The following is a 23507-nucleotide window of genomic DNA, read 5'->3' on the forward strand; positions in this document are numbered from 1 at the left end:
CCATCCGCCGCTGGCCGCGAACCGCCTTTCCGGCTGGCAAAAATTCATCGCGGCCGACGGCGGATGGCCGCCCTGCCGCTCCTACAATGCGCCACCGCCGCCTCACTGGCCCTGCTGCTCAGCGCCTGTGCGTCCAACAGTGGCAAGACCATCGGCAGCCTCAAGAAAGTCGATATCGAAATCAAGGAACAGCATATCGACGGGAGTCTGGCAAAGGCCCTGGCCAGCTACCAGAAATATTTGCAGGAAACCCCGGAAACCGCGTTGACGCCGGAGGCCATGCGGCGTATCGCCGACCTGAAAATCAAGCAGGCCCACCGCGCGGAAGAAGTGGTGATCGACAATGCCAGCACCGCGGCCGACGGCAGTGGCGCGGTGGTCGCCATCGACGCGGAGGCGGCGGAGAGCAACAGCCGGCAGCTCGCCGCCCCCAGCCGTATCGACGCTCCGGTAGGCACAGTTCCACCCGCGGCGCCGTCTTCATCCGATAGTATCGCCAGCCTCGGGGGCGAGTCTGACCGCGCATTTGAAGAACGCGTCAGCGCCGGCGTGGATATCGCTTCCGACAGCAGCCCGCTCTCCGTGCCTGGCGGAGATTCCGAGTCGATGCTCGCGGCCAATGCGCGCGAGGCGATCGCACTGTATCGGGAGCTGCTGGCCAAGTACCCGCTGTACGACCGCAACGACCAGGTGATGTACCAGCTGTCCCGCGCCTATGAAGAGACCGGGGAAATCGGCAAAGCCGTGGATGTGCTGCGCCAGATGGTGGCCAAATATCCCAACTCGCGGCATCTCGATGAGGCTTATTTCCGTCTGGGCGAGTACTACTTTACCCGCAAGAAATACCTGGACGCAGAGGAGTCCTACGGCAAGGTGATCGGAATCGGCGTCGCTTCCAGTTTCTACGAACTGGCGCTGTACAAGCGCGGCTGGTCCCTGTTCAAGCAGGAGATGTACGAGCTGGCGCTCGACGACTACGTCGCCATGCTCGACCACAAGGTGTCCCAGGGCTACGACTTCGAACAGCAGACCAACGACGTCGAGCGCAAGCACATCGAAGATACCTTCCGCGTAATCAGCCTGAGTTTCTCCTACCTGGGCGGGGCGGATTCCATCGTGGACTACTTCTCGCGCAAGGGCGTGCGGGACTACGAATCCTATGTCTACAGCCACCTGGGTGAGTATTACCTGGACAAGCGCCGCTACCAGGACGCGGCCGAATCCTACAACGCCTTCGTGGACCGCAACCCCTTGCACAAGGTCGCGCCGGATTTCTCCATCCGCGTGATCGAAATTTACCAGAAGGGCGGCTTCCCCAAACTGGTACTGGATGCGAAAAAAGACTTCGCCACCACTTACGCGCTGAACGCCCAGTACTGGACCGTATTCGATATTGCGGAATACAGCGAAGCGGTGGAATTCCTGCAGAGCAACCTGATCGATCTGGCCGGTCACTATCACGCCGCCTACCAGGACAAGCGCCTCAAAGACAAGAAGGCGGAGCACTACAAGGAAGCCATTCACTGGTACCGCGCCTACCTGCAGTCGTTCAGCGACAAACCCCGCGCGCCGGAGATCAACTACCAGATGGCCGGCCTGATGCTGGAAAACCGCGACTTCCACAACGCCGCCCTGGAGTACGAGCGCACCGCCTACGAATACCCGGCGCACAAGGATTCCAGCGAGGCCGGCTATGCCGCGGTCTATGCCTATCGGGAACACCTGGGCAGCGCGCTCAAGGACGCGGGCGCGGAAAAGCGAGCGCCCTTCCAGCGGGAGATTATTCGCTCGTCACTGACATTCGCCGACACCTTTCCGCAGCACGCCAAAGCGCCGCAGGTGATGGTGGGTGCAGTGGAGGATCTCTACAGTCTCAAGGATTTCCCGCAGACCATCCAGAACGGCCGCCTGTTGCTGGAGAAATTCCCCACCGCGGAAACGGAAATCCGCCGTTCCGCCTGGATGCTGGTGGCCCACGCCTCCTTCGACACCGAGACTTTTGTGGAAGCGGAGGCCGCCTACGGCGAGGCACTGGCCCTTACCGCAGCGGATGCCGAAGACCGTGCCGGCCTGATCGACAACCTGGCGGCGTCCATTTACCAGCAGGGCGACCAGGCGCGCAAACAGGAAGATCACGCCCTGGCCGCGCAGCACTTCCTGCGTATCCGCCAGGCGGCACCGGGCGCCTCGATGCTGGCCACCGCTGAATACGACGCCGCGGCATCCCTGATTGTGCTCAAAGACTGGACCCAGGCGGCATCGGTGCTCAACGGCTTCCGCCAGCATTTTCCCGAGCACGAGTTGGCCAGGGAGGTCACCAAAAAACTCGCCGTGGTTTACCAGGAGAGTGGCGAGCTGCTGCTGGCCGCGGGCGAATTCGAACGCATCGAGCGGGAGTCCGAAGACGAGGATGTGCGCCGCGAAGCGCTCACCCAGGCGGCGGACCTGTACAGCGCGGCCAAAGACAGCGAAAAGGCCCTGCGCGTGCTGCGCCGCTACGTAAAACTCTTCCCCGCGCCTATGGAGCCGGCACTGGAAACCCGGCAGAAAATTGCCGACCTGTACAAGGCTGCCGACGACCAACAGAGCTACATGGGCGAGCTGCGGGAAATGGTGCGCATCGAAGGGCGCGGTGGCGAGGAGCGCAACGACCGCACACGCTACCTGGCCGGCAATGCCGCACTGGTGCTGGCGGAACCCGAGTACCAGGCCTTTACCCAGGTGCGTTTGGTAGCACCGATCGAACAGAACCTGAACACAAAGCGCATACGTATGAAACGCGCCACCAGCGCTTATACCGATCTGATCGACTACCAGGTGGCGGACGTCACCGCGGCCGCCACCTATTACCTGGCGGAGATCTACTTCCATTTCAGCCGGGCGCTGAAGGAGTCCGAACGGCCCACCAATCTGAGTCCGCTGGAGCTGGAGGAGTACGAGCTGGCGCTGGAAGAGCAGATCTATCCGTTTGAGGAAAAGGCCATCTCGGTACACGAGAAAAATGTCGAGCTGCTGGGCGTGGGCATCTACAACGGCTGGGTGGAAAAAAGCATTGGCAAACTGGCCGGCCTGGTGCCGGCGCGCTACGCCAGGACCGAGGATGCGGGCCAGTACCTGCAGACCATAGTGCCCGTGCCCGAGTCCCCGGAACCGGAAGAACCCAAGGGCTCCTGACAAACCGTCTTGTAGGAGCGGCTCCCTGGGAACGCCGAGCTCCAGCTCGGCACGCGGGCCGTAGGCCCGCTATCGCGCCAGCGGCGGATGGCCGCCCCGCCGCTCCTACAGCAGAAGAGATAGCCTATGAATTTGAAGGCCGTAAAAATAATTTTGCTCAGTTTCGCCGCACTGTCTCTGGCGCTGCTGCTGGCCTCCTGCGCCTCCGGCCCGCAGACCGGCAGGGTGTCCGACTACTCCTCGGTGCGCGTATCCGGCAGTGTCAACCGCGACTTCGAACGCTCGCTGGAATGCCTGCGCGAGGAAAATTTCCCGGCTGCGATCGAACTGCTCCAGTCTGTCGTAGAGCGCGAAAAGCGCCTGCCGGCGCCCTATATCAACCTGGGTATCGCCTATTACAAGAGTGGCGACGAAAAGAACGCGGAGGAATCCCTGCTGCATGCCCTGGAGCTGGACAACGCACACCCGGCGGCGACCAACGAGCTGGCGGTCCTGTACCGCAAGCAGGGCCGCTTTGCCGAGGCACGGGAAATCTATGTGAACGCCTTGGCAAAGAATCCCGAACACCTGCCGTTAGTCAAAAATTTTGGCATATTGTGTGATCTCTATCTGCAAGATCTGCAATGCGCTCTGGCACAATTCCAGGAGTACCTGCGCCTGGAACCGGACGACAAAGAAGTGACCATCTGGATGGCTGACTTGAAGAGGAGGGTGGGCCAGTGAAAGTGAAACTCGCGATCGTTTTTTTCCTCGTATCGATGGGGGCGGCCGCGCAGGAGCAGTCCTCGGACTCCGAGGGGAAAAAAGTGGACAATGAAATCAAGGAGCTCTCCGGCATCTCGATTATCGGCAACAAGGAAGCGCCCAAGTCTCTCTACATTGTGCCCTGGAAGAGTTCCGAGGTTGGCGTGGAGAGCGAACTCGTCTCCAGCCTGATGAACGACAAGCTGAAGCCCCTGGACAAGGAGGTTTTTATGCGCGAACTGGAATTCTACGAGCTGAGCCTCAGCGGAGATTGAGGCGGAATGCCATGTAGAGCCTGCTTGCAGCGCCGTAGGATGGGCACAGGAGCGCAGCGACGTGACCATTAAATGGGCCTGCGCACAACAAACAAAGATTCAACAAAATTACCGCGGTATTTATAAAGAGGGTTTGTAATGGACTTTTTCAACAGCGTAATCGCGTTCTTCCAGACCGGTGGTACCTTCATGTACCCCATTCTCCTGGTCGCCGCGCTGGGCAGCGCGGTGGCGATTGAGCGCTATCTGCGTCTGGTCTACGAGCGCCACACCAACCGCGCCATGTGGGACCAGCTGCAGCCGGTCCTGGCCGCCGGCGATTTCGACCGCGCGCGCAATATGGTCAGGCAGGACAACTCCAGCGTGGGCAAGCTGCTGTCCATGGGCCTGGCCCGCCAGGGCGCGGTGCGCCGCCGCGAGGATATCGAGATCGCGATGGAGGAGAGCATGATGGAAATCATGCCGCAGCTCGAGAAGCGCACCCCCTATGTGGCCCTCTTCTCCAACATCGCCACCCTGCTCGGCCTGCTCGGCACCATCATGGGCCTGATCGAGGCATTTACCGCGGTAGCCAACGCCAATCCGGCGGAGAAGGCCGACTTGCTCTCCGCCAGTATCTCCGTGGCGATGAACACCACCGCCTTCGGCCTGATGACCGGTATCCCGCTGCTGGTGGTGCACGCGCTGTTGAACTCCCTGACCGGCGAGATCATCGACAGCCTGGAAATGGTTTCCGTGAAGGCCCTGAACTTGATTTCCACCGCTACACGCCGACGCCATGAGACAGAAACCCCCGCTGCCGGCGGGGCCAGGCAGGTGCGGGCCCGCGATGCGCAGAGCGCCGGTGCATCCGTAGACAAAACCAAAAGCGCGGTCAAAGGCCAGCAAGCGGAAAAAGTGTAATGAGAAGACGGCGCCACGCGAGAGACAAAGAAGCTCCGGAGCTGGATATCACCGCCTTCCTGAACCTGATGGTGGTGCTGGTGCCCTTCCTGCTGGTATCGGCCGTGTTTTCGCGGGTCACCATCCTGGAGCTGAACATGCCGAGCGGTGCCGGCGGCGGCGCGCCGGACGACCCCACGGTGACCGTGGAAGTGGTGGTGCGCAAGGATGTGCTGGAAATCAGCGATGGCGAAAAAGTGATCGCCCGCTTCCCTAACCTGAATACAACAGAGCAGGGCGGGGAAACCGGGACGGAGGCCGAAACCGCGCAAACTCCGCGGGAGGACCCCGAAGAGGGCGAGAGCCTGGCCGTGCTGCCGACGGAAGAGGTCTACGACCTGAAAAAGCTGGGCCAGTTCCTGCTGCAGGTGAAGGGCAGCTACCCGGAAAAAACCGATTCCATCCTGCTGATGGAACCGGATATCGCCTACGAACACCTGGTCGGCGTGATGGACGCCGTGCGCGGCGTCGATGTGCGCGAGGAAGACAGTGACCCGAATGACCCCGAAGCGGTAGAGCAAGTGGTTCTGTTCCCGGATATATCCATAGGAGATGCGCCGTGAGACATGAAAGCCGACGCATGAAGCGCATGGCCAGGAGCCACAAGCGCAAGAAAACCTCGGGCATGAACCTGACGTCCCTGATGGACGTATTCACCATCCTGGTGTTCTTTCTGCTGACCAATACCTCCAGCAACGAGGCGCTGGAGCCGCCCAAGGTTATTACCCTGCCGGACTCGGTGGTGGAGACCAGGCCGCGGGAAACCGTGACCCTGATGGTGACCGAAAAAGAAATACTCGTTGAATCCAACTCGGTGATCGCCACCGAGGAGGTGGTCAACAGTGAGGAAACCGTTATCGAGGCCATCAAGCAGGCGATGATCGCCGAGATGGGCAAAGCCCTGCTCGTCGCCAGTCCGGATGGGGAAGCGGGGACCGCTGAGGGTGAAGAACAGGAGCAGCTGCCGCCGGAAGTGAATATCCTCGCGGACAGAACCGTCCCGTTCAGCTTGCTCAAGAAAGTCATGTCCAGCTGTACCGATGCGGGATACACCAAGGTCTCCCTGGCGGTCATTCAGAAAGCATCTCAAGGTTAATGGAAGTCTGTGAGTAATTTTCTTCAACAACAGCACGCGGTCGGCGGCGAACTGGAATCGGTTCGCAAGCGTCTGCACACGCTCGAAAGCGCGCGCCGGCAGATCGATGCGAAACTGGCAGAGCTGCACCAGGAAGGTACCAAGCACCAACTGCTGGACGAGATTTCCGAGCGGCTCAACAAGCTGGAAGAGGCCGGTGCCGGAGATCTCTTCTGGGCCGACGACTACCGGGAGGATGCATCCAAGGAGATCATTCGCCGTATCCAGAACACGGTCAGAGTCTTCAACGCCAACCTCGACATGCTGCAGGAGCGCCGCCGCAGCGTGCTCGAGAAGATCGAGTACTGCCAGGACGAAATCCTGGCGCTGGACGAGCGCACCGAAAACCTCCGCCGCGAGGAGGAAGAATCCCGCTTCGAGTTCGAGGTAACCCGCGAGTTCAAACAGCCCGAATATCGCCCCATGGTGATGCCCTGGCACACCCAGGGCGAAGACGAACGGCGCTTCCGCCGCTGCCTGTTCGCCTCCCTGCTGGTGTCCCTGCTGCTCGGTTGCCTGGTGCCCCTGTGGACCCTGCCGGCGCCGGACGAGAATGAAGTGGTGGAAATTCCCGAGCGCCTGGCCAAGCTGGTGATTGAGAAGAAAACCAAGCCCAAGCCGCCGCCGGAACCGGAGAAGCCTAAGCCCAAGCAGGAGGAGAAGAAGCCTGAGCCCAAACAGGAGGTGGCCCAGCAGGATCCCAAGCCCACCAAGGCGGAGAAAAAGGATGCGCGCAAGAAAGCCGAGCGCGCCGGCGTCCTGGCCTTCAAGGACAATTTCCAGGATCTTATCGAGGATGACCTGGACAACCGCCTTGGCCAGCAGACCCAGCTCAGCACCGAGGGCAAGAAGGAAAACCGCAGTCAGCGTTCTCTGATCACGGCAGCGGCCACGACCGGCAGTGGCGGCATCAACACCGCCGAGCTCAGCCGCAACGCCGGCGGTACCGGCACGGCCCTGGCCGGCGTAGCCTTCTCCCGGGTGGAGAGCTCCATCGGCACCGAGGGCGACTTCGCCGGCGAAGAGCGGCCGCTCAGCGACGGCGTGGGCCCGTCCCGTACCGACGAGGAAATCCAGATCGTCTTCGACCGCTACAAGGCCTCGCTGTACCGCATCTACAACCGCGAACTGCGCAGCAACCCGGCCTTGCAGGGCAAGATGGTGCTGAAAATCACCATCGAACCGGACGGCTCGGTGTCCCTGGCGCAGGTGGAGTCCAGCGATATGGACTCGCCGGCCCTGAACAGCAAGATCGTGGCGCGGGTGAAACGGTTCAACTTCGGTCCCAAAGCAGGAGTACCGACCATCACCATCCGCTACCCGATCGACTTCCTCCCCGCGGCCTGACGGCCTCCCGGGACCGCGGAGCTCCAGCTCCGCCCCCTGGGAACGCCGAGCTCCAGCTCGGCAAGCGGGCCACAGGCCCGCCGGGGTTATACGCAAAATCCTCCCGGATTGCGTATAACCTGAATCCCGCACCGCCGCTTTTGCCGGTAAGGCGCAGAAAGACCGCCTGCAGGCAGGGCAAATCCTGGAAGTGCTCTTGGCGGAAGCGCCGGATGGGCTCGAAGAGGCCAAGCATGACCTGTTGTCTCGCGGCAAAGGCTGGGCGGAAAAGCTTGAAAAGGCACTAAAAAAATGCCGCAAGACCTTTCCTCAGGCTGCGGAATGGGTGGAGTCCCTTTAACAGCATGTCGCTGAGTACCCACTTGGAACAGGGATAGACTTGGCATCCAAGGAAAAGCCCTCCAACACATGAGAAAATGCGCCAATATGTCGGCTAATATTGACATTTGCCGACATTTTGGAGCACCATCCGCGTATGGTGACTTCCTCCACAGCAATCCTGGACCTCGTCCGCAAATGTGGCCTGATCAGGGCGCGCGATCTTGAGCCATTGGGCCTCCACCGGGCCGACCTGACTCGCCTCGTTCGGCAGGGGGCTCTTATGCGAGTAGGGCGGGGGCTGTACGCGTTACCCGATAGGTCCATCTCTGAGTACACGGCATTTGCCGAGGTGGCCCGAAGATACCCCAAGGCGGTTATCTGTTTGCTGTCAGCGTTACGTTTTTACGATCTCACCACGCAATCTCCGTTTGAAGTGTGGCTTGCTATTCCAAACAAGGCACGCATGCCACAGTTGGACTATCCACCATTGCGAATTGTCAGGTTTTCAGATTCAGCGCTTAGGGAAGCCGTGGAGGAGCACAAGATAGATGGTGTTCCAGTACGCATCACCAGTGTCGCCAAGACAGTGGCGGACTGCTTCAAATACCGCAATAAAATCGGCCTGGATGTTGCCTTGGAAGCTCTGCGCGAGGCTTGGAGTGAGCAGCGTGTGAGCATGGACGAACTGTGGCGCTGTGCCCGCGCTTGCCGGGTATCCAATGTTATGCGCCCTTACCTGGAAAGTTTGGTGTGAGTAAAAGAAACATTGCGGCCTCTATCCGCGCAAAACTGCTGGACAAAGCCCGAGCTGAAAAGCTGGATTTCAATCTGATTCTCACCCGCTATGCTCTTGAGCGGCTGCTTTACCGCCTAAGCGTTTCCGACTGCGCTGACCAATTTCTGCTCAAGGGGGCCCTGTTATTCGATCTATGGTTTGACGTTCCGCATCGCCCTACGCGTGATGTGGATTTACTGGGTTTCGGCTCAGCCGAGGTACCCGACATTGAGGAAATATTCCGGGAAATCTGTGCAGTAGAACTGGATGATGGTATCCACTTCCAGCCAGGGTCAGTTCGCGCAAATGAAATCCGTAAGGAATCCAGCTATTCGGGTGTGCGGGTTTTACTGCCTGGTTTCCTCGATGGTGCGCGTTGCTCTGTACAGGTTGATGTAGGTTTCGGTGATGCCATAACGCCTGGCCCGGATATCATCAACTACCCGACTTTGCTGCCCGATATGCCTGCCCCAATACTGCGTGCATACCCGCGTTACACCGTAATTGCCGAAAAATTTCAGGCAATGGTTATTCTTGGGGCCGCGAACAGTCGGATGAAGGACTATTTCGATCTTTGCATCCTGTCGCGTTTCAGTGAATTCTCCGGCAACCTGCTTTGCCAGGCAATTTGTGCCACTTTTGAACGGCGTCGCACTCCCATGCCCAGTGGAGTTCCGTACGGTCTTTCGGAGGAATTTGCACTTGACTCGCAAAAGCAAGTTCAGTGGCGGGCATTTCTAAAGAAAAATGGTCTTGCCCATATGGAGTTAAAGAAAGTGATTCAGGAATTACAGTCGTTCCTGCTACCGCCGCTCGAGATGCTTCGAGAGAAAAAGGAAGTTTTCCAGATGAAATGGTCCGCGGGAGATGGGTGGGCGCGGTGACAGTGCCCGGCAGACGCCAAGGCTCCTTGGGAGCTCCGAGCTTCAGCTCGGCAAGCGGCTCCCCAGGCCTCCCGCAGAAGTCCGCCTGCAGGCGAGCAACTTGTAGGAGCGGCCCATGGCCGCGATCAATCCTCCAACCAACTCAGATATTTACCGGGGACGAGGAACTAATAGGCAATTCAGAAGGTGGCCGACCCTCCGCCCCAGTGCTACCTGCCCGCCACTTAAGATTCCACCCAAGGTCACTGAGAGCTACTTGGCAAATAAAGAATTCCGCCTCCCTGATCCTGTTAATTTGACCTGCTTCACGGCTCCAGATCACTCCCTCAACTACAGTTCGTTCCCGGCCTGGCGTCCCGGCGCAAACAGCCGGAAGTCCGATGGCCCAAAGGCTGCGAGTATCGCCCAGATAAAAACGCCCCCCCTGGAGAGCGGCCGGGATCAACTCCAAAAGTGGAGTAGGGGCCCCGGGACCGCGGAGCTCCAGCTCCGCAAGCGGGCCAAAGGCCCGCCACAGAAGCCTGCCAGCAGGCGAGGACCCCTGTAGGAGCGGCGGGGCGGCCATCCGCCCATGGCCGCGATCAATCTTTCAGTCAGCCCAGACCTTCGCCGGGGACGAGGGACTGACCGACAACTCAGGGTGACCCAGCCAGCCACCCGCACCCACCTACCCGCCACTTAAGAATCCGCCTCAAGTTCCCCTGAGAACTGCTTGGCAGACCTGAAAAAAGTTGCCTGCCAAGCCGCTGTTTATGACCTGCTTCACGGCCAACCCTTGCGTTTCTGAATAAAGTTCCACCACCGGGTAGTGTCCGCCCGGCGGCGGTGCCGTGACGGCGCTGGGGGGGCGGGAACCCCAAACAAGAGTGGCGACTGAAAAATAGCAATGATGTTGGGTGTAATGGGGCGGAAATCATTGAAGAGTGCGCTTGTTGGCTTGGTGCTTGCCTGCTGTGGATTTGTGTTGTCCGCTGAGGATGCAATGGCGCTTGACAGCTGCCCGCTCAACAATTCCACCCCCGTCGTTGCCGTTGACGATCGCGGTACCAATAACAGCTATTGCGAGCTGTGTGGCACCGGCCAGGTTACCGTGCGTCTGCGCAACCCCACCGACCAGAGCCTGGAAAATATCGCAGTCAATGTGGATTTGAGCAACCCCCGGCTGGAGTATGCCGGTAATGCTGCCGTATTCCACAATGGGGGATTCGTCGGTTTTATCGACCCGGACCCCGGGTCTCCTGCGGATAATCCCCGCTGGACCGCTGCGCAGATCTCCCAGTTCAACTCCCTGAGCCGCTCTTTTGGGAGCTGCTCTACCAACAATGTTTTTGACAACGACTGTTCCCGGGTTGAAATCCGTTTCGACGTGCGCAGCCAGGCCGGTCAGGAGGAAAACCTGGTGGCCATTCCTCTCAGTCGCCAGATTTCCGCCCAGGCCACTTACCAGTCCTGTCCTGATGATTTCGGTGGGCCCACCTCTGGTGGGGACAGCGGCAACGGGGATCTCTCTATACGGGAGCCGATTCCATCCCTGTCGAAGACGGGCCAGAACCGCGACGCGGGGCAGAGCAGCTGGACCAATACCGTTTTCGGCAATATCAACGACGATATCGTCTGGCAAATCAGCATCAATAATAATGGTCTGGCGGATATGCAGGACGTCCGTCTGGACGATCTGATGACCGACCCCAATGTCACTATCAGCCACGCCTGTCCGGATGCGGGGTCGGCCCAGACGATCGCCGATAACAATGGCGTCGGCGGTGCGCCTTGTATAAGCGCCACTAACACCATTGATGATTTCGTGCTGAGTGGGGCTTTTGCCAGCGGACCGGGCGTTGTGGACGTACCCGCTGGAGGCCAGACAAATATTTATCTGGTGGGCAAGGTAAATACCTCCTGTAGTAATAACGGCACCAATACCGTCAGTGACTTCCAGTGGGGCTGTGAGATTACCGGCAATGGTCCCGGCGGTATCAGCCGGACATCCGGTGGTTCCGGCCCCTTTACCGCGCAAGCGCAGATGAGTGCTCGATCACAGGGTGAACTGACCATCGCCCGTGCTGTGACCGGCCTCAATACCAGCCAGCCGCTGGGCACCCGCGGCTATGTAACCATCCGCGTGACCAACAACACCGGCGGTTCGGTCAAGAATGTACAGCTGCGGGATGTGCTGCCGTCGGGCTATGTGGTGGACCCGACCTTTGACCCGACCATTCTCAACAGGAACAGACCCGGTGGCCACAGCGGCGATTACGATGGATTTGCCGATCAACTGGAATGGGACCCACTGGACTCCGATCCACTGCAGAATACGGAGATTACCCTGCGGTTGGTCAGCGATGAAGCTCATCCTATCTACGGTGACCAGGTCAATATGCTGCGTCACGCTGACAGCATTCGTTTCCGTTTCCGCATCGTGACCATCAACCAGGATTACTACGACCTGGCCGCGAACCTGGATGTGCCGGAGGAAAACTCCGGAGACGGCACCGATCCGGACAGCATCACCACCCTGCAGAACCAGATTTTTGTCCAGTTCGAGGATTTTTGTAATCCGGGCTCCCTGCGAACCCAGGATCATACGGATAATGTTCCGGTAAACCCGGAAGACCTGGATGTTTCCATGGACTTCCCGCTCTATATAGTGCGGGACAGCGGCACCTCTCCGCTGACGGTAAGCGTGACCAACAATGGCGGTCACGAAACCGAAGGTGAGGACTACTTTATCTATGCCACCTTCGGCCAGGCGATGAATGTGGTGAACCCCGCCGCCGGTTGTAGTGCCACCTCCAATCCGCCTCCCCACCCGGTGTGGAACCAGCCGGACTTTATCCCCGCTTCCGCCAGGGTCTACCTGTGCCAGCGCGGGACCATATCGCCTGGGGAAACCGAGACATTTACTTTCGACGTGGAGAGAAATGCCGGAGCCGCGGATGACGATCTGACCTTTCGTGCGGACGTGGTTGGTGAAATACGCCTCGCCAGTGGAGATCCGCTGACTTTCCCAAGCCTGGCTTCCATTCCCGAGACCACGCCCAACCAGCAGGAGGCCAACAACTACACCCTGGATGGCGTGCGCGCCCGGGTGCTCGGCTTCAACCTGCTGAAAAACCAGGACGGCCTGTGCAATGAGCTGAATGAGGCTGGATTCCCTGACGAGAATATTATTATCGGCGAGGAATGCTCTTTCCAGATTCACGGTGGCGGCTGGTTTGGTTTCGATACACCCGGTTTTACCCTGATTGCGGTGGAGGATATTACCGTCCGCGACGACCTGCCGGATGGCCAGGGCTATATTGCGCACAGCTATCTGCCGGACAACGATATTGCGCAAGGTTCGATTACCGAGAGTGGCGGTCTCAATACCTTGCTGGACGAGACCGACCTGGACTGGATTTTCGGGCAGGGCAGCGACCGCATCCAGGTCAAGGACCAGTGGCTGCGCACCGGCATGACGACCCGCCTGCTCAACGACCAGCCGGATACCGTCAGCGATCCCAACCGCCAGGGCAATTCCAGTATTGACGTGGGGCGCGCCTACTTCCTGGCAATTTTTGATTCCGATGGCGAGCGGGTGGACATCCAGGTGAATGACGGTGTCGCCACGGTGGATGGCCAGCAGAGCGATATTCCCGGGTATCCGCCGGAATCCGATCGGACGGTGGAGCTGACCGTTACCGAGCCGGAGCTGGAGATCCTTAAAGAGGTTTGTAATGAAAACCTCTACGATTGTGATCCCAATGCGGCGCAAGGTACCGACGGCTGGACGGACCTGACCGACGAAGGCCACAAGGACCAGACGTATCTGTTCAGGATTATTGTCTCCAACCGGGCGGCGGGCAACGGCGCGGACCGCGCGCCGGCCTACGACGTAGTGGTCACCGACACGCTGGATGCCTCCGGGCAGATGTGCGTGCGCCCCTTCGACAGCGACGGGATCGACAACGACGGCGATGGCGTATCCGAGACCGGCGAGGACGACGGCCTGGTGGGCACCGGTGCCGGTCTCACCGACTATGTGGAGGCGACCCACTGCCGTGAAAACGGCACGCCGGCGGTAATCACCTTCTCCTACGAGCACTCGGATGCACTCAAGCGCATTGATCCGGGCCAGTCGGTAACCCTTCAATACCGGGTCGAGCCGCACCAGTCGGTGGCGCCGCAGCAGCTGTTTACCAATACCGCGGAAGTGCTGGCCTACGACAGTCTGGAAGACCAGGTCAGCAACCAGAGCAACCCGCCAGTAGGCAATGAGAACGACCCGCGTATTGCCTTTGCCGATGACCCCCGTATCGGCGGCGCCCGTATTTATACCGGACCGAGCGATCAGGCGCAGATGCGCATTATCGAAGTACAGGCCCAGCCAAAAGCGGCCTTGGAGTTATCCAATGGCACCGCCAGCGGCACCAGCCGCGATACGGTGGTAGTGGGTGAGGAAATTCGCTACCAGCTGACCACCCAGATCCCCGCGGCCAAGCTGCGCGATTTTAGAATCCGCGATGAGCTGCCGGCGGGAATGCGCTGTATCGAAGGGCAGGTGGTCGACCTGGACGCGTCGCCCTACGATGCGGGCGGCTTTGTGCCCGGCGGCAGTTTTGCGCCCACCTGTACCAGCACCGGCACTAACGACTATATCGAGTGGGATTTCGGCGACCAGGAGTTGACTACGGTTGCCGGCAGCCTGTTCGATTTTCCGGTGGAGTTTATTGCCCGCATTGAAAACAGCACCAATACCGACAACGGCGATGTACTGACCAATGGTGGTGGTGCTAGTGGAACTATTGCAGAAGTACGCTATATCGATGAGGGCGGGAACCTGGTCGTTGTGCCCTTCGACGCCCACGAAGTGGAAGTGCTGGAGCCGAATATCCAGCTCACCAAGTCCTTCGCCGTTCCCAACAGCGATGCGGACGATATCCTTACGGTGACCGTAACCGCGGAAAATACCGGTACCGCCAACGCCTACAATCTGCAGGTGCTGGACGACCTGACCGGTACCAAACTGGTTTACCAGGGCAATATCGGCGGTACAGATCCGCCGCAGAACGACGACATCACAACCATAGGTCCAAACGCGCCCATCTTCAGCTGGAACCGCGGCAACGATGACTACACCATCGCGCCCGGCGAAACCAGGTCCTTCACCTTCGAGGTGCAGGTGGAACAGGACGTAGAGCCCCACGAAATTCTCGACAACACCATCCAGGCCCGCTGGCAGTCGCTGCCGGGGCAGGACGTCGCGCTCAACAGCTCCAACAGTATCGGCACCGACGGCGCCGATGACGGTATGCGTATCGGTGTACTACCCAATGCCGGTGATGCGATCAACAACTACGAAACCGATGCCGCAGCACAGACAGAAGTCCCGCCGCTGCAGTTCAGCAAGGCCGATCTGGACCCATTGGTGGTGCCCACCATCGGCGCGCACAAGCAGTTCCAACTGGAAATCCGCTTGCCGGAGGGCATCAGCCAGAATGTGGTGGTGACCGACCAACTCGGCAGCCCGGAAGGCTATGTGCTGACCCACAATGCCGACTACGATATCACCTACGAATTTGTCGGCATCGAACAGATCAACGGTCAGGCGCCGTCGGAAGCGGCGTTCAACAGCTTCCCCGGAGATAACACTTCACCCGATGCTACCTGGAATATCGGAACTGTCGATACCGAGAGCGAAAACGACACTGCTGGCAGTGCTATTGATCCGGTTATCCGCATCACCTATTTTGCCCGCGTCAACAACGATACCAATACTGATGACGGTGATTCGCGCCAGAATGGCGCTGCGCTGTCCTACGACAACGGTGAAGATGGCACGACGGAAAATCTGAACGACACTACCGATCCGGTAACCGTCGTCGAGCCGCAACTGACCGTCGACAAAACCGTCAGCAATGCCACCAACCCGGGCAATCTGCCGGTGGGCGGTGATGTGTTGGAGTATGTGATCACCGTTCAGCACGACGGCGCATCCACGGCGGATGCTTTCGATCTGAACCTGGTGGACACCCTCCCACCGGAGTTGCAATTCGACAACAGCTTTACGCCGACGGCGGAAGTAAACAGCAATCCGGTTGCCGGCTTCGTTACCACACCGGCTGGCGCACCCGCCGGCCCGCTGATCTGGGGCCGCGAAAACAGTGACAACAGTTTGGACCTACCGCTGGGCGGCACCCTGGTGCTTACCTATCGCGCGCAGGTGACCGGCGTCTTCGGCCAGCCGATCAACAACAGTGTGGTGTTGGACTGGACCTCCCTGGACGACAGTAGCATCAACGATACTGCCTACGAACGTTTCGGCGAAACTTGCCCGACTGGCAGTGCTCCAAATGACTACTGTGCCGGCCCTGCAGAAGCCCCAATTGATACTGAGGACAACACCAGCATCGTCAAAACGGTAATCGCCGATACGGATACCGACACCGCCGTCGGCGAAATGCGCGTGGGCGACACCGTCACCTACCGCCTGGAACTGAACCTGCAGTCCGGCACCACGCCGGCGGTCACCGTGAGCGATCAGCTGCCGGCGGGTCTGACTTTCGAATCCGTGGTCAGTGTCAACGGCGACACCAGCGCGCCCTACAGCGAAAGCCTGAACGGCTATACCTACAGCGCCAACAGCGTGCCGCCCGACGATGCCACCGGCATAGTGCTCTGGGACCTGGGGGATATCACCAGCGAGTTCGGCAACACCAACGCGTTCGTAATCGAATACATCGCGCGCGTCACCGAGGACTCCGGTATCGCAGCGCCGAGCGCGACGCTGACCAATACCGCCGAACTCAATTACTCCGGTGCCTCCGCGACGTTGCAGGACGATGCCAGCATCACCGTACTGCAACCGGTGATCGACGGCCTGACCAAGACAGACGCCACCAGGCCCACGTCCCATATGAATGTGGACCCGGCCAACGACATTATGCTGTTCACCCTGCAGGCCTGTAACTCCGGCTTGGCCCCAGCCTATGATCTGTCGCTGACGGACAACCTGGCCACGCAGATGGATGAGACCTCCATCGCCAATATTCAGGTTTCCATTGATGGCAACCCGCTGGTCGACGGCGGCGATTACACCTATACCGCGCCGGCCGCCCGCGGCGGCGATATGCTGTTCGAGTTCAGTGCACCGGTCCCCGCCGGTGTTTGCCTGGATATTTCATACGAGATCGGTTTCCACACCGATATCGGCGGTGGCGAGAATTGGGTAAACACTTTCACCGTCGACGACTACTGGTCCCTGCCGGCGGAGTCCGGCCAGCAGTATGCGACAGTGCCGCTGCCCACTCCCTATCCGATGGGCACCGGGGCTACCAGTGTTACACCGCCGGCGAAAACGCTGCAGTCCGACAGCACCGCCGCGGTGGGTGAGGAGGTGATCTATCGCATCCAGGTGCCGGGCAGCGCGACCACCTCGGCAATTTACGATGTGGCGATTACCGATACCCTCGATCCCAGCCTGGAACTGGTCCAGGTGCAGGAGATCAACGGCCTCCCGTTTACCGACAATACCATCGACAACGATATCGCCCTGGCGGTGGACCTGATCCCCGCCGGCACGGTGGCGATTTTCGAAGTGACCGCGCGGGCGGCCAACAATACTACCGCCCAGGCGGGCTACAGTTTCGACAATCTGGCCAGTTATACCTATGCGGAGTTTGATGGCAGTACGGCGGAAAACGGCGGCAGCGACACCGCGGAAACCCTGACCATCGTCGAGCCGGAACTCGCGCTGGCGAAAACCGTCACCAACCAGACCAATCCGGGCAACGACCCCGACGCCGGCGACGTTCTGCGTTTTACCCTGGACCTGACTGCCGCGGGCAACCCGGAAAATTCCGATGCCTTCGACCTGATCATTAATGAGCAGCTTTCCCTGGGTCTGGAACTTGTTCCGGGCAGTGTCACCTTCGGCGGTGCTGCGATTGCCGACCCGGCACTGGCCGGCGACGGCGTCAACACCGCGCAGACCCTGGACTGGAACCGCACCAACAGCAATCTGGATATCGCCGCCGGCGGCAACAGCCAGCTGGTGTTCGACGCCGTGGTACTCGACAGTGTGCTGGCCGCCACCGATCTCTCAGGCACCAGCCGCATCGAGTGGACCAGCCTGAATGAGGACAACACCAGTCCCTACGAGCGCAACGGTTCCGACGGTGTGGGCGGGCTGAACGATTACGTGATCGAAAACTCCATCGCCCAGCTCACAGCCGCCAACGACAGCACCATCGCCAAAACCCGCTTGGACGACAGTTTCGGCACCGGCGATGCGCAGCTGCGCGTGGGCGACTTTGTCGAATACGAACTGCGCCTGAGTCTGCCGGAGGGCAGTGCGCCCAATGCGGCGATTACCGATACGCTGCCGCAGGGCCTGGTGTTTGACGACACCCTGGCGATTAACGGCGACAACAGCGCGCCCTTCGTTGCGGCGGCGCCGTTCAGCCACGGCGATATTATCGAGCCAGTACCGGCCGGCGATCCGGCTGCGGGGCCGACCACGGTGACCTGGAATATTGCCGACCTGATCAACAGCGGCGATAACGATGCGGCCAACGACGAGTTCGTAATCCGCTACCGCGCGCGTGTGCTGAACCAGGACGTACACCCCTGGCCGGCCAACAATACGCCGCTGACCAATAATGTGGATTTCAACTTCGACGCCGCCACAGGTGCCGAAAACCGCAACGATGGCGAAACCCTGGACCTGTTACAGCCGAACCTGGATGTGGCGATCACCTCCAACCCGGCAGATGGAGCTACTCTCGCACCCGGCGATCCCGTCGACTACACGGTAACCATTACCAACAACGGCTCGGCACCCGCCTACGACACGGTATTCCGCGACACTATCCCGCTCGGCCTACGTCAGGGCGGTGTCAGCGTGCAGTCCACCAGTGTCAACGGCGCCGCGGTTGCCGATCTGGCGCCCGCCTACGATGCTTCCACCGGCGAGGCGGTGTGGAATTTCGGCGCCGGCACCGCCTATGCCATCGATCCCGGCCAGACGTTGGTAATGACCTATCGCGTACAGGCGGACCCGAACTTGGGCGCCGGCCTGAATATGCAGAACGCCGCCTTCGTTGAAATTTATTATTCGCTGGACGACGACAACCTGCCGACGCTCGCCGGCGCCACCGCGATCGTGGATATGCGCGAGGACTACGGCCCCACCGCACCGCAGAGCGTGCAGTTCAATACCCCCAACGCAGCGCCGCTGCTGATTGAAAATACCCAGCCAACCGCATCCATCGGCGAGCCCTTCCGCTACCGTGTCACTATTCCGGAAACGCCGCAGAACACTGCACTGCACGATGTGCGCATCCTGCTGAACCTGGGCACTTCCGCCGCGGATTTGGTGTTCGTCGAGGCGGCCAAGGTCTCCGGCAGTCAGGTGTTTGCCCCGGTGAATTCCGGTTCCGACACCGACCTGGTGATCGAGGACACCACCAATGGCATCGACGTGCCGCCGGGTGAACAGGTGGTGGTCGATATCACCGTGCGCCTGCGCGACGTCAACCCGCCCAATGTGGATGGCCTGACCTTCAACAACAGCGCCAGCTACAACTACAACTACGAAAACGACAACGCCGCGGCGGGGCAGGGCGCCGGTGCGGGCAACACCACCGCGGATATGACCGTGGTGGAGCCCACCGCCCTGACCATGACCAAAACCGGCCCCGCCAGCGTACAGTCCGGCCTGCCCGGCCGCTTCACCCTGGACGTGCACAATACCGGCACGGGGCCGGCCTGGGATATCTCCATTACCGATATCCTGCCGAACAACGACCCGGGCGGCATGTGCGAGACGCCGCCGGCAAACTTTGCCGCGGAAATTGTCGACGGCGGCGGCAACAGCGTGGCGACCCTGAATGCCGGCGAACACTTCAATACCGTTTTCGATCCGGCCAATTGCACCCTGACCATAACCACCAGCGGCGCCGCAGCAATGGTGCCGGCGGACCACCGCCTGCTGTTCAGCTACGACGCCTACCTGGACGCAGATACCGCCGACGGCGACTCGCTCATCAATGTCGCCGGTGTGGAACTTTGGCACAGCTGGGACAGCACCGGCCCGGATGCGCGGCAGTACACCCGTCCCGCGCCCACCGACGGCACCCCGGGAACCCTGGATCACGAGGACGCCTATACCATCACCGCTGCGGTGCCCAGTGTCTCCTTCTACAAAGTGGTGGAGAATGTCACCAGCGGCGACAGCCCAGCCAGTACCGCCAGCCCTGGCGATACCATGCGCTATACGCTGACGCTCACCAACCTCAGCACTGTCGATGTGGACAATGTCGGGGTTATCGATGAACTGGACCGTCTCAACGGCCAGCCGCTGTTCCAGTCCGGTTCACTGCAGATCATCTCCGCACCGGCGGGTGCCGATACCAGCGGCACCGATGCCGCCGGCGGCGTCAACGGTAGTGGTTTGCTGAGTGTGGCCGACCTTTCGCTGGCAGCCGGCGATAGCATTGAAATCGTCTATCAGGTCTCCCTGGCGGCAGTGATCGACAATGGCACCGCGGTGCTCAACCAGGCCCAGGTGCAGCTGCCTGGCCAACAGCTGGTGGACAGTGACGATCCCAATATCAACGGCGCCGACGATCCGGATGTGGCCGGCGATGAGGATCCCACCCAGGTGGTGGTCGAATCCGCACCGGAACTGGTGGTGGAAAAAACCTCCGAGGATGTCACCGGCGACCCCGAACTGCTGATGGTCGGCGATACCCTGCGCTACACCCTCAGCGTGGAAAACACCGGCAATGAAAATATTGTCGCGGCGACCCTGCGCGACCAGGTGCCGGCCAATACCACCTATGTGCCCAACTCCACCACACTGAACGGCGCGGCGGTGGCCGATGTGGACAGCAGCACGCCGCTGTCTGCGGGTATGCCGATCAATTCTCCCGGAGAGGACGAAGGCTTTGTCGGCGCCGTGGAAGGCACCCAGCCGGTGCTGATCACCTTCGACGTAACCATCAACGATGTGCGCGACGGCACCATTATTTCCAACCAGGGCTTTGTCAACGGCGAGGGCGCCGGCAGCGGCCCCTTCCCGGAAAAACCCTCCGACGACCCCGGCACCGATACGCCCGATGATCCCACCATCGATATCGTCGGCGACGTGCCGTTGCTGCGGGCACAGAAAACCGTGGAAATTGCTGAGGAAGTGGTGGGCGGAACCGACGGCATCGTCGACCCCGGTGATGTCTTGCGCTACACCATTACCGTTACCAATATGGGCGGCGTGGATGCCGCCGACGTGGTGCTTACGGACCAGGTGCCCGCCGACACCACCTACGTGGCCGGTACCACCATCCTGAACGGTATTGTGGTGGACGATAACGCCGGCGGTATGACGCGGCTGGACAGCGGCCTGCCGATTTCCTCCAGTGATCTGACCCCGCCGCTGCCCGGCGCCGGCGAGGGCGTGATCACTTCCGCGCAGACCGCCACCATCACCTTCGACGTGACGGTGAATGAAGATACGCCCACCGGCACCGTGATCAGCAACCAGGGCGGCGTCGCCGCCGCGGAGCTGCCGCTGACCCTGACCGACGCCGACGGCAACCCGGCCAACGGTGCCCAGCCCACCCAAGTGGTGGTGGGCGATGCGCAGCAGCTTTCCATTATCAAGGAAGTGGCGGTGGTGGGCGGCGGCGCGGCCCTGCCCGGCGCCACCCTGGAATACCGGGTGACCGTCACCAATATCAGCGCCGTGCCTGCCGGCTACGTTGTGATTACCGACGATCTGCTGTCCGCCGGTGAGGGTGTGCTCACCTATGTGGCGGACTCCGCGCTGCTGAACGGCCAGGATGCCGGCGTCAGTGTGAACGGAACCGTTATCACCGCCGATTACAGCACCAGCTACGGCGACCTGTTGCCCGGCGAGGAGGCGACCCTGCGCTTCCAGGCAACACTGGCGGAAAACCTGGAGATCGGATTCCAGGTGCTCAACACCGCGGAAGTCACCTGGAACGATCCGCCCGCGAGCGAGCAGGCCAGCGTGGTCATCGACGTGGGCGGCACCCCGGGCATCGCCAACCTGAGCGGCTTCCTCTGGCACGATGTGAACTTCAACGACGAGTTGGACGCCGAAGAGCGCCTGCTCAGCGGCTGGACCGTGGAGCTGTACTTCGACAACGCGCTGCTCGACAGCCTGCAGGCGGACGAAGACGGCTACTTCCAGTTCGCCGGTCTGGTGCCCAACCTTACAGGCGGTGCCAGCTACGAGCTGAGATACCAGGCCCCCAACGCCACCGAGACCACGGCGTCGCTGGGCGATACCAGCTCCGACTTTACCAACGGCCCGCAGCGGATCACCGAGATCTTTGTCGGCCCCGGCTCCAATCCGCAGAACCTGAACCTGCCGATTACCCCCAACGGCGTGGTCTACGATTCGGTGCTGCGCCAGCCGGTCTCCGGCGCAATGCTCACCCTGCTGCGCGCGTCCAGCGGCCAGGAATTGCCGGATCGCTGCTTCGACGATGAAAAACAGCAGAGCCAGGTCGCTCTGGACGGCGGCTACTACAAGTTCGATATCAACTTCAGCGATGCCGCCTGTCCGGCCAATGCGGATTACCTGATTCAGGTGCAGGTGCCCGAGGACGGTTACGAAGACGGCCAGTCGCTGATCATTCCGCCGCAGACCCATGAGGAGACCGCGGGCTTCGATGTGGGCGCCTGCCTGGGCAGCAACGACGACCTCGTCCCGGGCACTGCGGACCACTGCGAAGTGCAGGAATCCTTCTCCGCGCCGGGCGTGGACGTGGATGCGCGCGATCCGCGCACCGACTACTACCTGCGTCTCACCCTGGACGACAACCGTATTCCGGGCGAGAGTCAGCTGTTCAACAACCACATTCCGGTGGACCCGCTGTTGGAAGGCGCGCTGTCGATCACCAAGACCGCGGGTATGCTGAATGTCACCCGCAGCCAACTGGTGCCCTACACCATCACCTTCAGCAACACCCTGCCGGTGCCCCTGGCCGACCTGCAACTGGTGGATTTCTTCCCCGCCGGCTTCAAGTATGTGGCCGGTTCCGCACGCCTTGATGGCCTGGCCGAGGAGCCGGAAGTGGAGGGGCTGCAATTGCACTGGAACGACCTGCGTGTGGACCCGGACCAGACCCGCACGGTGAAACTGCTGCTGGTGGTCGGCTCCGGTGTCGGCGAGGGCAAGTACGTGAATCGCGCGCGCATGTTCAACCAGCTGTCCGGCCAGCAGGCTTCCGGCGAGGCCTCGGCCACGGTGCGCGTGGTGCCCGATCCCACCTTCGACTGCACCGACGTGATCGGCAAGGTGTACGACGACAAGAACATGAACGGCTACCAGGACCAGGGCGAGGGCGGCGTACCCGGCGCGCGGGTGGTTACCGCCACCGGTCTCAACGCCACCACCGACGCCCACGGCCGTTTCCATATCACCTGTGCGGTGGTGCCGAACCGGGACCGCGGCTCCAACTTCATCATGAAACTGGACGACCGCAGCCTGCCCAGCGGCTACCGCCTAACCAGCGAAAACCCGCGTGTGGTGCGCGCCACCCGCGGTAAGGCGATCAAAGTGAACTTCGGGGCCAGCCTGCACCGTGTGGTGCGCCTGGATATGGCCGAGGGCGTGTTCGAGCCCGAGACCACCGAGCTGCGCCCGCAGTGGCACTCGCGCACCGAACTGCTGCTGGAAAAACTGCAGGAAGCACCCTCGGTGCTGCGCCTCTCCTACCTGGCGGAAAACGAAGATCCGGACCTGGTGGAACGGCGCCTGCAAACCATCAAGGCACAGATCGCCGAGGATTGGGCGGAGCAGTACGGCAATTACGAATTGACGATTGAAACCGAAGTCTTCTGGCGCCGCGGCGCGCCGCCGAAGCGGGGAGGATTGGAGTGATGTCCTCTTATGAATGCGG

11 protein-coding genes and 1 pseudogene are annotated in these 23507 nt (G+C 60.8%); all 12 read left to right on the plus strand.

Going from position 1 to position 23507, the window contains the following annotated elements; genetic code table 11:
• A partial coding sequence (locus ACRC0P_RS14935) for a tetratricopeptide repeat protein (RefSeq protein WP_438632103.1) occupies nt 1-3174 on the plus strand: 3174 nt, incomplete at its 5' end.
• 126 nt (nt 3175-3300) lie between these two features.
• Nucleotides 3301-3897 carry a tetratricopeptide repeat protein gene (locus ACRC0P_RS14940; RefSeq protein WP_438632104.1) on the plus strand — a complete coding sequence of 199 codons (597 nt, stop codon included), beginning with the start codon at nt 3301-3303 and terminating at the stop codon, nt 3895-3897.
• The gene (locus ACRC0P_RS14945) at nt 3894-4193 is read left to right on the plus strand and encodes a hypothetical protein (protein ID WP_438632105.1); all 300 of its coding nucleotides are present in this window, start codon (nt 3894-3896) and stop codon (nt 4191-4193) included. Before ACRC0P_RS14940 ends, ACRC0P_RS14945 begins: the two co-directional genes overlap by 4 nt.
• Nucleotides 4194-4331: 138 nt before the next feature.
• On the plus strand, nt 4332-5096 hold the full coding sequence (locus tag ACRC0P_RS14950) for a MotA/TolQ/ExbB proton channel family protein (RefSeq protein WP_438632106.1): 765 nt from the start codon (nt 4332-4334) through the stop codon (nt 5094-5096).
• Entirely contained in the window at nt 5096-5698 is a 603-nt protein-coding gene (locus tag ACRC0P_RS14955) for an ExbD/TolR family protein (protein ID WP_438632107.1), read from the plus strand. The genes ACRC0P_RS14950 and ACRC0P_RS14955 overlap by 1 nt, the downstream gene beginning before the upstream one ends.
• Nucleotides 5695-6231, plus strand: a complete 537-nt coding sequence (locus ACRC0P_RS14960) for an ExbD/TolR family protein (RefSeq protein WP_438632108.1) — start codon at nt 5695-5697, stop codon at nt 6229-6231. The genes ACRC0P_RS14955 and ACRC0P_RS14960 overlap by 4 nt, the downstream gene beginning before the upstream one ends.
• 9 nt (nt 6232-6240) lie before the next feature.
• Entirely contained in the window at nt 6241-7617 is a 1377-nt protein-coding gene (locus tag ACRC0P_RS14965) for a TonB family protein (protein WP_438632109.1), read from the plus strand.
• A gap of 196 nt (nt 7618-7813) precedes the next feature.
• Nucleotides 7814-7957, plus strand: coding sequence for a hypothetical protein (locus ACRC0P_RS14970; protein WP_438632110.1), 144 nt, complete (start codon nt 7814-7816; stop codon nt 7955-7957).
• Nucleotides 7958-8092: 135 nt separating this feature from the next.
• Nucleotides 8093-8239, plus strand: a pseudogene (locus ACRC0P_RS14975) (type IV toxin-antitoxin system AbiEi family antitoxin domain-containing protein); the annotation flags it as partial.
• A gap of 81 nt (nt 8240-8320) precedes the next feature.
• A complete protein-coding gene (locus ACRC0P_RS14980) occupies nt 8321-8692 on the plus strand; it encodes a type IV toxin-antitoxin system AbiEi family antitoxin domain-containing protein (RefSeq protein ID WP_438632115.1) in 372 nt (123 codons plus the stop codon).
• A complete protein-coding gene (locus tag ACRC0P_RS14985; protein ID WP_438632111.1) occupies nt 8689-9597 on the plus strand; it encodes a nucleotidyl transferase AbiEii/AbiGii toxin family protein in 909 nt (302 codons plus the stop codon). Before ACRC0P_RS14980 ends, ACRC0P_RS14985 begins: the two co-directional genes overlap by 4 nt.
• A gap of 982 nt (nt 9598-10579) precedes the next feature.
• Nucleotides 10580-23488, plus strand: coding sequence for an isopeptide-forming domain-containing fimbrial protein (locus ACRC0P_RS14990; RefSeq protein ID WP_438632112.1), 12909 nt, complete (start codon nt 10580-10582; stop codon nt 23486-23488).
• Nucleotides 23489-23507: the final 19 nt, after the last annotated feature.

Source organism: Microbulbifer sp. (assembly GCF_051659245.1).
In the GTDB taxonomy this organism is placed as follows: domain Bacteria; phylum Pseudomonadota; class Gammaproteobacteria; order Pseudomonadales; family Cellvibrionaceae; genus Microbulbifer.